13 protein-coding genes are annotated in these 16703 nt (G+C 45.5%); 11 read left to right on the top strand and 2 right to left on the bottom strand.

Features of this window, described 5'->3' with window-relative positions:
- Position 1: 1 nt before the first annotated feature.
- Positions 2-2416 carry a class I adenylate cyclase gene (locus tag FJD32_RS02305; protein WP_140907595.1) on the bottom strand — a complete coding sequence of 805 codons (2415 nt, stop codon included), beginning with the start codon at positions 2414-2416 and terminating at the stop codon, positions 2-4.
- A 202-nt stretch (positions 2417-2618) separates the two neighbouring features.
- On the opposite strand from FJD32_RS02305, the gene hemC reads away from it, so the two are divergent.
- From hemC to FJD32_RS02285, 4 genes are read left to right on the top strand one after another with little or no spacing between them, the layout of a single operon-like run.
- A complete protein-coding gene (gene hemC, locus FJD32_RS02300; protein ID WP_037423000.1) occupies positions 2619-3551 on the top strand; it encodes a hydroxymethylbilane synthase in 933 nt (310 codons plus the stop codon).
- A gap of 4 nt (positions 3552-3555) precedes the next feature.
- Positions 3556-4296, top strand: coding sequence for a uroporphyrinogen-III synthase (locus FJD32_RS02295; RefSeq protein ID WP_140907596.1), 741 nt, complete (start codon positions 3556-3558; stop codon positions 4294-4296).
- A gap of 60 nt (positions 4297-4356) precedes the next feature.
- Entirely contained in the window at positions 4357-5586 is a 1230-nt protein-coding gene (locus FJD32_RS02290; RefSeq protein ID WP_140907597.1) for a uroporphyrinogen-III C-methyltransferase, read from the top strand.
- On the top strand, positions 5583-6749 hold the full coding sequence (locus FJD32_RS02285) for a heme biosynthesis HemY N-terminal domain-containing protein (RefSeq protein ID WP_037430184.1): 1167 nt from the start codon (positions 5583-5585) through the stop codon (positions 6747-6749). The genes FJD32_RS02290 and FJD32_RS02285 overlap by 4 nt, the downstream gene beginning before the upstream one ends.
- A gap of 419 nt (positions 6750-7168) precedes the next feature.
- Here the strand turns inward: FJD32_RS02285 and FJD32_RS02280 are convergent, their stop codons facing one another.
- A complete protein-coding gene (locus tag FJD32_RS02280; RefSeq protein WP_011787758.1) occupies positions 7169-8779 on the bottom strand; it encodes an IS1634-like element ISSpu7 family transposase in 1611 nt (536 codons plus the stop codon).
- A gap of 16 nt (positions 8780-8795) precedes the next feature.
- Between FJD32_RS02280 and FJD32_RS02275 the strand changes: the two genes are divergently transcribed.
- From FJD32_RS02275 to FJD32_RS02245, 7 genes are all read left to right on the top strand, one after another.
- A complete protein-coding gene (locus tag FJD32_RS02275) occupies positions 8796-9536 on the top strand; it encodes an ATP-binding cassette domain-containing protein (RefSeq protein WP_345890726.1) in 741 nt (246 codons plus the stop codon).
- On the top strand, positions 9533-10915 hold the full coding sequence (locus FJD32_RS02270; RefSeq protein ID WP_088586568.1) for an HlyD family type I secretion periplasmic adaptor subunit: 1383 nt from the start codon (positions 9533-9535) through the stop codon (positions 10913-10915). The genes FJD32_RS02275 and FJD32_RS02270 overlap by 4 nt, the downstream gene beginning before the upstream one ends.
- A gap of 159 nt (positions 10916-11074) precedes the next feature.
- Positions 11075-11998, top strand: a complete 924-nt coding sequence (locus tag FJD32_RS02265) for an IS5-like element ISSpu11 family transposase (protein ID WP_069455281.1) — start codon at positions 11075-11077, stop codon at positions 11996-11998.
- A 59-nt stretch (positions 11999-12057) separates the two neighbouring features.
- Positions 12058-13425 (top strand): type I protein secretion system protein AggA, encoded by a 1368-nt coding sequence (gene aggA / locus FJD32_RS02260; protein WP_140906970.1) that lies wholly within the window; start codon positions 12058-12060, stop codon positions 13423-13425.
- Positions 13422-14027 (top strand): OmpA family protein, encoded by a 606-nt coding sequence (locus FJD32_RS02255; RefSeq protein ID WP_023265410.1) that lies wholly within the window; start codon positions 13422-13424, stop codon positions 14025-14027. Before aggA ends, FJD32_RS02255 begins: the two co-directional genes overlap by 4 nt.
- A gap of 18 nt (positions 14028-14045) precedes the next feature.
- Positions 14046-14753 (top strand): transglutaminase-like cysteine peptidase, encoded by a 708-nt coding sequence (locus tag FJD32_RS02250; RefSeq protein ID WP_023265411.1) that lies wholly within the window; start codon positions 14046-14048, stop codon positions 14751-14753.
- Between the two features lie 8 nt (positions 14754-14761).
- Positions 14762-16681 carry an EAL domain-containing protein gene (locus FJD32_RS02245; protein ID WP_088586566.1) on the top strand — a complete coding sequence of 640 codons (1920 nt, stop codon included), beginning with the start codon at positions 14762-14764 and terminating at the stop codon, positions 16679-16681.
- Positions 16682-16703: the final 22 nt, after the last annotated feature.

Here is a 16703-nt window from a genome sequence, read left to right as displayed (position 1 = left end):
CTTAAAACTCCACATTGGCGTTATTGATATCTACCCCAAAGGGCATCACGGTTAGCTCACCCGCCACCCGTACTAAATGGAAAAACTGCGGAATATTAAACCGTGCTTTTGATGCATAAAATTCATCAAAAACATAATGATGGCTCACTTTGTTGACCAATTCGCTCATATCTGAACCAGATTGCACATAATGACTCAGCTGATTTTCCTCATCGAGAATAAACACATCTAAGCTATCGGTGCGTTGCCGCAGAAAATACTGGATCGCTCCCTTGGCGGCAAAGTTTTGAATGATTTTCGGCATGCTCGAAAAAGGGTCATCCCCCAACTCTGGCCGAGGCAATTGTACTAAATGACTACGAGCAAGTTGCTGATAAAAAGATTTGGCATCACTCAAGTCCTGATAGGCCATCCCCAAAGGATTAAAAAAGATCCCGTAACGGGTATGACTAATCTGCAGCGACTGCACTAAGGTGCTCGATTGTTGCACCTGTTGACAGAGTCGCACCGTTTGTTTAAGCAAGTTTTTCACCGCTAACTTAAGTTGTGGCCTGAGCTTTTGCGAACAGCTAATCACATCCATATCCACGGGATGAGTCGCTCGCCTTAGCCCTGGTGTGACAAATGCGAGTGCCTGCAATACTGCGGTTTCGCCCTCAAAACGATGACACTGCCACTCCCCCCAACTATTAAGGCAAATAGCATCGAGGGCGCCGAGCATATTTTCCTGCTTACGACCCAATGAAAACACGTTGGCATTCATGACATCGACCATCATCTCTTGCCCTTGCCAATGGATCGTAGGATCACAGTCGAGGTTTAAGATAAAAATGAGTTTTCTAAAATGCCAAGGCTGACATAGGTCAAGCTTTGAGACCCGCCAATCATGATCGATAAAATTAAGTAATCGTTTTGAAGCGTCGGTCAACCTTCGGGATTTAATCTTACTCTGGCCAAACTCATACCATTTGGTTTCTGGCGTCGATACCCCATTTAAGCAAGCCCAAATCATCAGCGCTGACGGGCTTTTCCCTTTGCAAATAGCAGATTCACCTAACAGATTCTGCGGCTTTGGCCCCTGGCGGTAGAGGTAATATTGATTTTCCTTGTTACTGGACACCATGGTTACTTCAGATTCAGCAACCGAGTGGCTCCAGAGCAAATTCAGCTTAGCGATTTGGTCTTCATCTTGGCTAAAGTAAGTATGTAGTTTACGAGTGAGCATCCCCAACTCTTCAATCCTGAGTCCTTCGTTTAACTCATGGGTGGAGGCGAAACGCAGTAAGGTTTGATAACTCGCCAGCAGCAATTCATTAAGTTGCTCATTAAACCAATTGAGCTGGCCACTATGCCAATGCTCACAATCATCTAAGGTAGTAATTAAACTGTTGGGCCACTGCCACTCTTGCACCAACTTTTGCATTTTGGCATAGCGCCAATCTTTACCTTGGTCAGACACACTTAAGAACACGCCACATTTAAGATAAAAACAGCGGCGCACAATTTCCAGCCGACGACTATCATTCTGCTTTAATAAATAGGCTTCAATCGCCTCATAAATTGCGTAATAAGCATCGTTAGCAGTAGAAAAATCCCCTGCTAAGGTCTTTTGCCAAAGCCGGTCACACAGTAACTGAGAATGGGGATATTCACTGGCATAAGCCTCAAGCAAAAGTACTTTAATCAACGCTTTATGCGGCTTATTTAAGCCTTTATAAAGCTGCCAAAGCGAGGCACCAAAATACTCGCTTGCCGGTAACTCGTGCACATTACCAAGATATAGCAATTCAGGATTGAGCTTAGCATCAGGCCACCATGCAATAGTTTTACCCGCCAAGCGAATTTGGCTGCGATAAAACTCCTCAAGCAACAGCCAATGCTGCGTACTGCCACTGTGCTCATGAGCCATAGAAGACTGGCAACCGGTACGCTGTGAGATATCACCACAAAATTGCAGTGGATGAACCAAGTAAAAATTCACCTCAAACTGATACTCTGCAAACCAAGCGGTTAGTCGTTCCGTTTTTAATTTAACCAAGGCTAAGTCGTCATCACACAAATCCTCATGATGGACTAGCCACACATCCACATCACTTTTTGCATTCTGACCAAAGCTAGCTGTACTGCCCATGGCATATATCCCTTCGAAGGCATAACAATCCATGTCATTAGGTATAAAAGGCAGCTTAAACACATCACAAGCCTGGGCTTCTATTGAGCCCGCCTTGTAACCATAAATACCGCAAGGCGTATTAGGATCAACGTATCCTGGATACTGAACGCTATTCTGTTGAAGTAAAAAGGGGATCAAACGGAACAAATGCTTTTGCAACGGAGACAACAAGGCTAAGGCCCGTGCAATACGAACCTGATTAAGTCTTTCTGCAATATCAGGAAACTGGCCTTGCTGATCCATCCTAGAACACGACACTTAAGCACAATTGAGAAGTGTGCTCATGTTAACACTTTTGCAAAGCTGAGCAACTAAATGAGATATTCATCACACTTTTATACTATTTAGAACACCGCCGACTTCAAAGAATCGATACGGCTTCCTTACATTCGCGAATAGCCAATGTTAGCATTGGCGCAACTAAGATCTCGGATGGAAACTAGGCATGTCTGAAAACCGCATACGTATCGCTACCCGCAAGAGTCCGCTGGCCATGTGGCAAGCTGAATTTGTTAAAGCAGAATTAGAACGCGTTCACCCAGGTATTGTGGTGGAACTATTGCCAATGAGCACTAAGGGCGATGTTATCTTAGACACGCCATTAGCGAAAGTTGGTGGTAAAGGCTTGTTTGTGAAAGAACTCGAAGTCGCCATGCTCGAAGACCAAGCCGATATCGCCGTACACTCCATGAAAGACGTGCCAGTAGATTTCCCCGAAGGCTTAGGGCTGGAAGTGATTTGTGAACGCGAAGATCCACGCGATGCCTTTGTGTCTAACCTTTATAAGTCAATCAGTGAGCTGCCACTCGGTGCCACGGTAGGCACCTCGAGCCTACGCCGTCAGTGCCAACTGCGCGCCTCACGCCCAGACCTGATTATCAAAGATCTGCGTGGCAACGTCGGTACTCGCCTCGCGAAACTCGATAACGGCGAATACGATGCGATTATCTTGGCTGCGGCGGGTTTAATTCGCCTGAAATTATCTGAGCGTATTGCCAGCTTTATTTCTGCGGAAGAATCCTTACCCGCAAACGGTCAAGGTGCTGTCGGTATTGAATGCCGCACTAACGATGAACGCGTTAAAGCATTATTGGCACCATTAGAACACTTAGAAACGCGCTACCGAGTTATTGCCGAACGCGCCATGAATACTCGCCTCGAAGGTGGTTGCCAAGTTCCTATTGGCGCCTTTGCCGAAATTGATGGTGATGAGATGACACTGCGCGGCCTCGTTGGTAATCCAGATGGTAGCGAAATCATCGAAGGCGTGATCACAGGTCCAAAGACCGAAGCGACGCAACTCGGTATTGCCCTTGCTGAAGAACTACTGAGCAAAGGCGCTAAAAGCATCCTCGACGCTGTTTACGCCAAAGCCTAAGACGATGAAAGTCTTACTGACGCGCCCCGAGGGGCGCAATCAGTCGGTGGTCGATGCCTTGAATGAAAGAGGCATCGAACACTGCGTGACGCCACTGCTCTGCGTTGAGGCCACGTCTCCTCTGCCGCCAGACTCTTCGCATCCACTCGCTAATGTCGATATGGTTATCTGTATCAGCGCCAATGCAGTCAGCTTTGCTGATGCTGCGTTTAAAGTCGATACAGCCCAAGTTAAAGACTGGCCAAGCGTACCTTATTTCGCCGTGGGTCATGCTACGTGGGAAGCGCTGCAAGAGAAGGGAATTGAAGCTCTCGAAGCACCGGATGATTGTCAGCAAACAGAAGGCTTGCTGACATTGCCTGCACTGCAACATATCCAAGGCAAACATATCACTATCATTCGTGGTGTCGGTGGTCGTGAAGCCCTCGCTGAGCAACTGAGTGCCAGAGGCGCGAAGCTGCGCTATTGGGAAGTCTATCAACGCGCTTGCCCACCACTCGATGGCGTAGCGGTTAGCCAACACTGGCGAGACTTAGGGATAGATACTATTGTCGTGACGAGTGGTGAAGTACTAGATAATCTGATTAATCTAGTGCCAAAAGAGTTATTTGCATGGCTGCGCTCATGTCATATCATAGTCCCCAGTAACCGAGTAGAAGCTCAAGCTCATGCCTTTGGTATAACCCAAGTCACCAATGCCAATGCCGCCAACAGCAAAGCCGTGCTAAACGCCCTTAAACTCTAAGCGCTATTTAGCCCGATTTTACTCGAATTTCGGCAGTAGCATGATTTTAAGGACTGTTAAATGGATAACAACAAGCACGACGCCCAAAGCCCAGAGTCACAGGCTATCCCAGTTCTCGCCACATCGGTCAATACCGATGACGCTGCACCACACAACCAAGCTTCTGAGTCACAGGCGAGCAAGCCTGAAGAACAAGAAGTCAAACCTGCCGACACTAAGTCGCAAGCCAGTAAACCCGAATCGACCCAAGCTGCTCGCCAAGTGGTGCAAGTGAATCGTAGCTCATGGGCTATTCGTTTTGGTGTACTACTGGCCTTAGGCTTGACCGTTTGCACCATAGGTGGTGGCTATTTGCTGTATCAACAAATGCAGCAACAGCTTCAACTGCAAGAGACGAAAAATCTAGCCCTGCAAGATCAGTTGCAACAGGCTTTACTCGTCCCAAATCAGCGTCTTGCACAACTTGAGCAACAACAACTCTCAGATGCAAAAACCTTCCAAGAGTTATCTAAGCTTGCCACAGATCAAAACCAGTTACAGGACAGACTAGAGAAACTGGCCCAGCGCAGCCCAACCCACTGGATGGCCTCAGAAGCCGAATATCTAGTAAACATGGCTGGACGTAAGCTTTGGCTCGAAAAAGATCCACGTACGGCAACCGATTTATTAAAATCCGCGGATGAAACTATTGCCGCGATGAACAACCCCGCATTACTGCCAATCCGTAAGGCATTGGCAAAGGATATTGCGGCGACCACCAATATTAAGAGTTTGGATATTGAAGGTGGTGTATTAGCACTCGATGCCTTAATCGACCAACTTGACAAATTGCCGCTAAATCGTGCCGACGCTGAAGCAAGCACGGCTGAAGATACGACCATTTCCGGCGATCTTAACGATTGGCAAAGTAATCTGAGTAAAACCTGGAAGGCGTTGACTCAAGATTTTATTACTATTCGTCATCGCACCGCCGATGCGCCAGCCCTACTTGCTCCAGAGCAACAATGGTATTTGGTTGAGAATATCCGCCATAAACTGCTGCAATCACAACTGGCACTCTATCGCTATGATAGAGCCGCTTATCATCAATCACTGATGATGGCGCGCAAGTGGATCCAAACCTATTTTGATGTTCAAGCGCATCAAACTAGCGAGGCCATTGCCGAAATCGACAAGTTGGCAACACTCGATCTTGACCCTATTACGCTGAAATCCTTTGCCGCTAAACCGCTGTTATTACAGTTAACCAGCTATGGTGAACTCACCTCTGCAGAGGAACCGCAGCTATGATTAAGGTATTAATATTTCTTGGTATTATACTTTTAGGCCTGTGTATCAGCCCCTGGATTGTTGGCAATACTGGCTATGTGTATATTGCCGCGGGTGATTACCAGCTTGAGACCAGTTTAGTTTTTGGCATCGTCATGTTAATCGTGTTTTATGCGCTATTCCAAGTGCTGGAGTGGTTAGTGATCACTGTGATTAATCTGCTGCTTCGTAGCCGTTTTATCCCGCAGCATTGGCGTCGCCGGTCTGCCAAGAAACACACTTTGATGGGCGCACTCGCGATTGCCGAAGAAGATTGGCCTGCGGCAGAACGCGCCATGATTAAAGGGGCCGACAACGGTGAACTGCCAGCATTAAATTTGTTAGCCGCTGCACGTGCTGCTCAACATCAAAATAAAACTGCCGAGCGAGATCAATATCTTGCCCGCGCTGAAGCCCAGCCTATGACGGCCAATGCGGTAGCAACCACTCGTACCCGTTATTTACTCAAACAAGGTGAATTAGCCTTAGCCAGAGCCGAGCTCGATAAGTTAGCCCCAACTAGCAAGAGTAAAGCCCCTGTGCTGAAACTCGCCCTCGAGTTATATCGCGCCCAGGAAGATTGGGAAGCGCTTAAGCTATTGCTCCCAATACTGAAGAAACGCCAGATCTTAGAGGATGCAAAGTTAAATACGCTGAATGTTGAAACCCATTGCGCCCTATTAAAAGCGGCGAGTCTAAAAGGGGAAGAAGCCCTAGAACAATGCTGGCAATGGCTTTCACGCGATGAACGTAACCAGTCTGAGTTTTTAGCGATTTATGCCATGGGCTTGTGCCGCTTCAATCGTAAAGACCAAGCGCTTAAATTACTCTCGAAAAAGCTACGTAGCTCGCCAGAGTCTGCACTGTTAGAAGTGATCCCACAGATCGTCACCGCCCATGACGAAGATATCCGCAAGCAATTGCTCAAGCATGAAATCACCCATGAGAACAATGCTGATTACCAACGGTGTTTAGCGCTACTCTACCAACAAACCCGGGATATGAAAGAAGCCAAAATCCGCTGGCAGAATGTTTGTCGTCTTGCTCCGAGTAAAGACTCTTGGCTGGCGTTAGCACGTATTCAAGAGCAACTTGGCGAACAAGGTCATGCTAACCAAAGCTATCGTCAGGCAGTAAACCTATAACTTCTATCAACCGCAATCCATTAGGCGGATTGCGGTCCCTTCTCATTCAACCTTGAACATACTTGCCGCACATCATTTATAAAATATTAAACCCGATCTTAAGAATAATTTGTTATTAGTATGTTTATTTTGATAGTTAAGAGACACTAAATGCAGTTTCTTTTGCGTTTTAAGATACTACATCTAGTTCTGTCACTTTTAAGTGCCATTTTTTCGCACTCCGCCCCTTAAAATCCAGCTATAGCAAGCCATTCCGACGCGTCAAAAAATTGACTTACACACGCGACCAAGCTAAAATTTAGCCACTTGTATCACAATTCAGCGTATTTGTTGAATTTGTGCATCTTCGGATTAACACACTTTGGCTGTTGGGAGCTAATTATGGGATCGATCATTACAACCGACATTCCGCAGCTAATTTAGGAATAAACTACCTCATAGAATCTACCGAGTAATTTGAGTAGTTGTGTTTGGTGATCTTGAAGTCCAGTGATGAACCTTTGGCCGTTAATCTCTAGCGTATCTATGCCTTCGAATTGCAAGAAGACCCAACGTGCCGTCGGTCTGGAGGTCGTCTTGTTCTTTACCATACTTGGGAAGAACGCTTCGGTTTGTGCGAGTTGTTCTCTGATTTTGTGTTCTAAACTAGCGTAAACAAGCAAGCTCAACGTCATTATCATTAGCAACGCTTCAATGCGCTCAGGCTTTTTCAAGAAGATGGAAGAGGTTAAAAACTCAGGGCTTTTTAGAAAACGGAAGCCGCGCTCGACTTTTTGTTGCGATTTGTAATGTGCTAGAAGAGCCGCCATGGTGAGTGCTTCATTGTCGGTGTCATTCGTCGCGAGGATAAACATGCCTACTTTGAGCTTAGCCAGTTTTACTTTTTCTAGGTCGGTGAAGGGGGCGGCTTCGATAAAGTATTGGTATCCTGTCGGTGCTTCATCTGTCTTTGGGCGGCCCGAATGAGAGTAAGTCGGCTGTTTGATGAGAGTGCCTTGTTCAAACCCAAGTAAGTCACATTGTTTCTTGAAATCGTTAAACGCTAATTCTGCGTCAACTTCACAAGCGAATGGTTTTTTACTTAGCTTTTCCAACGCTTTGATTTCTTTTGCTATGTTTTTCTCTAAGTTCTTGAAGAAAGTGATTTCTTCCCGCTTGGTGGCCTGTTCACTGTGAACGAGCAACCAACGTTGATTGACCTTTCCGTAATCCGAGTCTATCCAACATCCTGAGTAGCCATGACCGATAGTGCTTAATTGCTCTGGCTCTAGCGCAAGTAGTGCTTGTTTTGCGAGCTTGATGGTCATGGGGACACGGGTAATGAATTTTTGATTTTGCTCATCTAGCGAGGAGATGCTTTCTTCGGTGTACAAAGCGGCATCAGCGATAAAGTAACGACTATTTTGCGCGGCTTTTAGGCAATGTATGTGTCTTTTAGTGACTTCAGCGAATGCCTTGGCATCATTGGTGTTACCACTCAGTGCTTGCATGTAAACAGGAATACCTGCTTGGTTTTCACAGATGAGTTCAAGCACGACTTGGTTAAGCTCTGGCCTATGATCCCGACTATAACCTCTTACAAGCTTAATCACGTTGGTGTTTTCATCTTGTGCATACTCACCATCAACGTGGAAGCTAGTGATATCAAGATGAACAGAATCGGTCGTCAAGCCCAGTTTATCAACAACACGCTCAGCAATAACCTGATAGAGCGCTGAGACATCGGCTTCGTATAGAGCATCTAATGTGCGGCCTAGTACATCATCAGTCAGGTGGTGTGCTTCAATGTCTTTGGCGAGTAGCTTAGATACAGGCTTGGTCTTAAAAAAGTCCGAGAACATGTGCAGTGTTCTGCTATGAAAGCCAAGTCCATTTAGGAGCATGGCCAATACCGCGTCACCATGAGAAACATTGTGGTCAGAATATTTTGGGATAACGGCATCTATCATCCGTGGCAGGCCAATTTCGTGACAAAAGGCGGCAATGAGACCAAGGTGATCTAAGCGTTTAATAACAGGATGGGTAGACATATTTTGAGACCGTCAAATAGCAGTAATAGAGCAAAACTGTCGATCGCGGTCAAGATGGTGTCGTAGTTTTTATGAAAAGCTGATCGCCAGATCACACTATTTAAATTCTGGAATTAGCTGCGGAATGACGGTTGCAATTATCGGTCGTAATGGCTCAGGTAAAAGTACCTTGGCCAAACTTCTCGTTGGACTGTTCCAACCCACAACCGGTAGCCTACGCTACGATGGGGTCGATTCGGCGCAAATTCATCCTAGCGATCTGCGCCGTAACTTTGGTTACTTACCGCAGGACGTCACCCTCTTCCACGGTACCATAAGAGATAACATTCTCTTTGGTACTCGCCAAGTGACAGAGCATCAACTTATCCGTGCAGTACAGCTTTCAGGTGTCAGTCAGTTCACCCATTTGGAGGCTGAAGGCCTAGATCAACAAGTTGGCGAAGGCGGTATGTCTCTTAGTCGTGGACAAAGACAAACCGTTGCCCTCGCACGGGCGACTCTTAATGACCCGCCAGTATTGTTAATGGATGAGCCTACAGCGAGTTTAGATGCGAGAGCAGAACAACAGTTTATTCGCTCAATGCAAAATGTCAGCAAGGATCGAACCTTGCTATTAATTACTCATAAAATGCATTTATTACAATTAGTTGACCGTATTATTGTGCTTGAAAGGGGACATGTTGTTGCCGATGGTCCTAAAGCTGAAGTGTTAGAAAAACTCAATTTTGGCCTTGTAAATGGAGGCTCCAGACAATGAGTAAAAATCTAACGGCAAATGATTTAGACATGGTTGATGATGTTTACGGTGCCATGATGACCGATGCCCCAAGTGGACATAGGCTCATCATATGGGCATTAGCTGCCATGGTTGTGTGTTTTCTACTTTGGGCAGGTTTTGCCAAACTGGATAAGGTGACTACCGGGACAGGTAAAGTGATCCCTTCTTCTCAAGTTCAAGTCATTCAAAGTCTTGACGGCGGTATCATGCAAGAACTCTTTGTGAGAGAGGGTGATATTGTCACTAAAGGTCAGCCACTGGTACGGATTGATGATACCCGCTTTCGCTCCGATTTTGCCCAGCAAGAGCAAGAGGTCTTTGGCTTAAAAACCAATGCCATCCGTATGCGCGCAGAATTAGATAGCATTCTTATCTCTGATATGACTTCTGACTGGCGTGAACAAGTTAAAATTACCAAAAAAGCTTTAGTATTTCCCGATAGTATTCATGAGGCAGAACCTGCCCTAGTGAAAAGACAACAGGAAGAATATAACGGTCGCTTAGATAATCTGAGCAACCAATTAGAAATTCTGGTTCGTCAGATACAACAAAGGCAACAAGAAATCGATGACCTTGCCTCAAAAACGACGACCTTAACAACCAATATGCAGTTGATTTCTAGGGAGTTAGAGCTTACGAGGCCTCTGGCTAAAAAAGGGATTGTGCCCGAAGTTGAATTACTTAAACTCGAACGCGCAGTGAACGATGCTCAGGGGGAATTAAACTCATTGAGACTGCTTAGACCGAAACTGAAAGCTGCATTAGATGAAGCAATATTAAAGCGCCGTGAAGCGGTATTTGTTTACGCTGCAGATCTTCGTGCGCAGCTTAACGAAACACAAACCCGTTTATCCAGAATGAACGAAGCACAGGTGGGAGCCCAAGATAAGGTTAGCAAAGCGATTATTACCTCCCCTGTAAACGGCACCATTAAGACAGTGCATATCAACACCTTAGGAGGCGTGGTTCAACCCGGAGTTGATATAGTCGAAATCGTGCCATCTGAAGACCAGTTACTTATAGAAACCAAGATCTTACCTAAGGATATTGCGTTTTTACATACCGGCTTACCTGCAGTAGTTAAGGTGACTGCCTATGACTTTACCCGTTACGGTGGTCTTAAAGGTACAGTAGAGCATATTAGTGCCGATACATCACAGGACGAAGAAGGAAATAGCTTCTACCTTATAAAGGTAAGAACCGAAGAATCGAGTTTAATAAAAGACGATGGCACAGAGATGCCAATTATACCGGGGATGTTAACTAGCGTTGACGTTATCACCGGACAAAGATCCATCCTTGAGTACATTTTAAATCCAATTTTAAGGGCTAAGGACACAGCGCTCAGAGAGCGTTAAGCCTGTTATAAACCGGGAGGTTTGCAATGAAGACTTTAGTAAGACGACAATTTCAATGTTCAAAAATAGCGGTTCTGCTGGCTTTGTTTCCTAAATCAGTTGAACTAAAACCATAGCTGGTGATCTGATCGACATAGCCCATCAACTCGCCCATCAATCGTGTCAAAACCTCAATATAAAACAATCAACTGGAAGCAATACAATCAAGCCCTGATCAATCGTGGCTCACTTACCTTCTGGATTGATGAGGACGCTATCGCCCAGTGGAAAGCTAAGGCCGAGCAACCAAGGAAAGGTCGACCACGCGTATTTAGCGACTTAGCCATTACCACCGCGCTGATGGTTAAACGTGTTTTCTCGATGCCACTACGAGCGTTACAAGGCTTTATCAACTCGGTGTTTAAACTGGCTGATATTCCGCTTTCGTGCCCACATTACACTTGCATCAGCAAACGCGCTAAAACCGTCAAGATTGCTTTTAAAACCAAGACGCGTGGCACCATTGAGCACTTGGCTATCGACTCGACAGGCTTGAAGGTTTATGGCGAAGGTGAGTGGAAAGTGAAGAAACATGGCACAGATGGCAAGCGCCGCGTGTGGCGTAAGCTGCATATCGCTGTCGATACCCATAGCCATGAAATTATTGCAGCGGAACTGAGTTTATCCGGTGTCACTGACGCTGAAGTTATGCCGAATTTGCTCAAGCAAACCCATCGCAAAATCCGCAATATCTCAGGTGATGGTGCTTACGACACAAGAGCCTGTCACGATGCCGTTCGTAGAAAACGGGCTTTAGTACTCATTCCACCGAGGGAAGGTGCCGCGCTCTGGGAACAAGGTCATCCGCGTAACTTAGCGGTCAGTTGGCAACAGCTTCATGGTTCAAATAAACAGTGGAAAAAACGGTATGGTTATCATCGGCGGTCAATCTCAGAAACAGCAATGTACAGAGTGAAGCAACTACTTGGTGGCAGATTGAGCCTGCGAAATTATAACGGTCAGGTAGGAGAAACTTACGCGATGATAAAGGCGTTGAACAAACTCACTGGGCTAGGCATGCCTGAAACTTACCGTGTAGTTTAATATTCAAACGATTATGAGGAGCTTTGCTCGCTGAATCGATTTAGGAAACAAAGCCGGTTCTGCTGTCAGCTATCTTGCTTCCACTATCGGCTCAAAGCCAAACGCTTGAGCAAGCGGTTGCGCACACGCTCGATACCAACCCAGATCTACGAGTGGCGTTTAACCGATTCAAAGCGAGAGAAGAGCAAGTAAATCAGGCAATTGCTGGTTATATGCCAACAGTCGATCTCACTGGTGGCTATGGCTACGAGCAGACGGATAGCGTATCAACGCGTCGACGCAAAAATGTCGGTGATGTTGATAGCAATGGCGTCGCGGAACTCAACCGTGGTGAGTTTGGTATTAGCCTAAAACAAATGCTTTTTGATGGTTTTTATACCAGCAGTGAAGTTGACCGTTATAGCTTTGAAGCCAGTGCAGACCAGTGGGCCTTACTTGCTGCGGCTGAAGATATGGCATTGGATGTCAGCAAAGTCTATCTCAACTACCTTCGTACTGATGAAGTGTTGAAGCTGGCTGAAAAAAATCTTAACAGCCATAAAGAAATTTATGATCAAATCAAGCAACGTACTGATTCAGGTCTAGGCTCAACAGCCGATCTATCACAAATATCAGGACGTCTTGCAAGGGCAAATGCGAATGTGATTTCTGCCCGAAATAATTTGCTCGATGCTAAAGCGCAATTTATCCGAGTCGTGTCTGCCGACCCAGTTGACTTAATTCAACCCGTTCCAGATGCCGATATGTTACCAAAGGATTTAAACAGTAGCTTAGCAGACGCAGATAAAAATCATCCTATCCTTAAATCTGCAGCAAACGATATTCGTGCTGCTGAAAATGAGCGTTCATCCGCCCAAGCCAACTATTATCCGCAAGTTTCGTTAGAGCTAAACGGTAGCTGGAACAATGATGTGGGTGGCGAAGATGGCGTAAGTGCATTAGCGAGCCAAAATGTAGGTGGTTATAGCAATGACATCGTCGCTATGGTGCGAGTCAGATACAACCTATTCGCTGGCGGTAAAGATCTTGCTCGCGAAAAGGAATCTGCTTACAAACTGGGTGAAGCGAAAGAAATCCGTCAACGTGCACAAAGGGAAGTCATTGAAGGGGTAAACCTTGCATGGAACGCCTACGAAATGTTAGCGCCTCAAAAGCAATACATTCGCGACCATGTCATCGCAGCCAAAGACACTCAGTCCGCCTATGCGCAACAATTCAATCTCGGCCAACGCAGCTTGCTCGACTTACTGGATACTGAGAATGAGTTATTCGAAGCTCGCAAGGACTACTTACAGGCTGAATATGATGAAATCATTGCGAAATACCGTGTACTAAATGCGACAGGCCGCTTACTCGACTCACTGAAAGTGACTCGTCCAGAAGCATGGCGTGGCGAACGTAACTACGAAGGAGGAGCTAACCAATGAAAACCACAATCCTTTTCCTTAGCGTGGCGCTTTTAGCAGGTTGTTCCATGCGTGATACTGTCAATATTGATGATATGACAACAACTCAAGCATACGATCTTTCCGATAAGGATGGTGATGGCGTTATCGAAGCCCGTGAGCGCTGTAATGATACAGCCAAAGGAGCGGGCACAGATAACTACGGTTGTGGTCAGATCAAATCAATCAATGAGCGTAAGGAAATTAATGTATTATTTCCTAATAACTCAGCATATATAGCACCAGAGTATTACCCGCAAATCGAAGAAGTTGCTATTTTCTTACGTCAATATCCAACGACTAAAGTGACTATTGAAGGTCACACTAGTCGTACAGGTACTGACGAACGCAATGCGGTATTATCACAAGAGCGGGCAGATGCCGTTACCGCGGTACTGGCCGAACGTTTTGGTATCGACAGAAGTCGATTGACTGCAATAGGATATGGCTCAAGTCGGCCAGTCGTTCTAGAACGAACACCCGAAGCAGAAATTCGTAATCGTCGAGTCGTTGCAGAAGTGACGGGAGACGATACGGCGACAGATATGAAATGGACGATTTATTCCGTCGATAACGCAAAATAAGGTCTAACAGAGTAGGTTATGAACGGCAGGCCAAAGGGTACAAGTGCATTTATTCGAGCCTGCCGCTCTAGCCTTGTTGCATCTGCATTAGGGATTAGCTTTCTATATGCGTCTCCAACCCAAAAACTTGATGAAGCGAAAATCACCTCAACGTTAGAAAAACGCTATGGTGAACGTGCAGGGATGCGAGCACGGGCTTGGTTTAAAGTATTGGCAGAGGCAAGCACGGTTGACGAAAAGGAAAAGCTATTGAAAGTGAACAACTTCTTTAACTTATTCCGTTTTGTTGATGACATAAAATTATGGGGAGAATCAAACTATTGGGCCACTCCGATGGAGTTCATTGGGGTCAATGGTGGAGATTGTGAAGATTTTTCAATCGCCAAGTATTTCACACTGCTTCAGTTAGGTGTTCCCGAAGATAAGATGCGGATCACTATGGTTAAAGCCACAAGCGTGAATCAGTATCATATGGTATTGGCTTACTATGATACGCCTTCATCCATCCCTCTAGTACTCGATAATCTCGACCATGTCATCAAACCCGCAACACAACGTAAAGATCTCATACCCGTTTACAGTTTTAACGGTAAACAGTTATGGCTAAATAAAGAACAGGGACGAGGCGTTTTAGCTGGCTCGTCAACACGACTCGAAAAATGGAATGACCTTAACCATAGGTTAGGGGTTGATCGCCTAAGACAACCCAAATTAAAACTGGAGTAGCACCCAAGATGACACTGTTTAGACAGATTTATTCGCTGCTTTTTAGCCTGTTTTTGTTAGTAGTAGCAAGCCTTGGCTATGTGCAATTCACTGAGACTCAAAGCTTTTTAACCAAGCAAATGGAATCGGATCTAAACAACGCCAGTACTTCGCTTGGATTAATGCTTACTCCTGCACTTGAAGCTGGCGATACTGCGGCTGCCGAAACCTTAGTTAACGTTATTTTTGAAGGCGGCTATTATCAAAATATCAAGTTGACTTGGATGGTTGATGGCAAACAACAGGAATGGAATAACCCGCTAAAAATTGAAGATGTGCCCCAATGGTTCATCAATTTAAAACTATTTAAGACAATCAAAAAAGAAAGCACTATTACCTCTGGATGGTTACAACTGGCTCAACTAGAAATCACTGCGCACCCAGGTTTTGGTTACCATGAATTATGGCGAATTATGTCAAATACCATTATCGCCTTTTCATTGCTGTTTTTAGTCGCAATTTTTACTGCAAGATTAGGATTAACTTGGATCCTAAAACCACTCCACGCTTTATCTGATCATGCTAAAAAGATTGCTGCGCGCCAGTTTGGCCCCGATATGCCCTTGCCTAAGACCACAGAACTCAAAGATCTCGTTACCGCATTCAACAGTATGTCAGCTCAACTTAAACAACTCTTCCAATCGCTCGATGAAGAAGTTGGTACTTTACGTAAAAAGAATCTCACAGACCCCGCCTCTGGACTGCCTAACCGCCAATATGTGGTGAGCCGTCTCAATGGCTGGCTAAGCGAACCAAGTAGCGGTGCCCTATTTTTAGCTAAGCTAGACTGGCTCGAAGAAGTTCACAGTAAATATGGCTATCAGGTTCGCGATGAAACCATTCGCCTATTGGCCGAAAAACTAGTTCAGCAATTAAATGAGATCACACCTTCTGTGATTGCACGAATTGCCGCATTTGAGTTTTCCTTCCTAGTTACCGATGTCGAGCACGATCAAATTAGCAAATACCTGCAAACGCTGATCCGCACCATTAACCAAGAAATTTCTAAAGCGGGCTGTAAACCCAATGAAAACTTCGCCATTGGTGTCGCTGAACGTATTGGCCAAATGAAGGTATCCGATATTCTTGCCCAAGCAGACAACGCCCTGCAAAAAGCACTCAAAGAAAATAAGACCTTCCATTGGTTCGAGACAACCGAACAACAGCTTTTCACCCGAGAACAATGGCGCGATAACCTTAGCCACGCCATTAGCAACAAAAAATTCAAGTTTCGTTGGCAACCGATCCAATTTTGTAATGGCGATGGCGTGAGCCAAAGAGAACTTTATTGCCAACTCGAGTTGGGTGATAAGCTTGCTCATGCAGGCCAGTTTATGCCGTATATCGAGCTACTCTCACTCGGCTCATTACTCGATAAATGCCTCATTGAGACAGTCTACGAGCAAAAACTGCTTGAGCGTAACTATGAGCCACTCGCAATCAACCTAACGCATCAAAGTATTAGTGATCCCCAGTTCCACGACTGGCTTAATCACTTCCTGCGCAGTGCTCCACAGGTTGAACGGATTTGCTTTGAGATCCCTGAAGCGGGAGTTTATAGCGATTTAGAATCCTGTACTCGCCTTTGCAATATCATTAGAGACAATGGTGCAAAATTTGGTATAGACCACTTCGGCCGTCAATTTGGCTCCATGTCTTACCTCCAAGAGCTAAGACCAAGTTACGTTAAACTTGACCAATCTTTCTCTTACTATGACGAAGCATCACATAATAGCGAGCTCTGCCGTGCGATTATCAATGTAGCTAGAGGATTAGATATTCAGGTGATAGTGACAGGAATTCAAGAAAAGGCTCAGCTAGAGCGCTTCAATGAGCTAAAAACGGATGCCTATCAGGGCTTCATTGTCCCGCCAGAAAATATCGACTAAATCGAATACCATTGCATTAAGG

This window comes from Shewanella sp. LC6, from assembly GCF_006385735.2.
GTDB classification, from domain to species: Bacteria; Pseudomonadota; Gammaproteobacteria; order Enterobacterales; family Shewanellaceae; genus Shewanella; species Shewanella xiamenensis.
The sequence above is the reverse complement of the archived record's forward strand: the minus strand, read 5'-3'. Positions and strand labels throughout refer to the sequence as shown.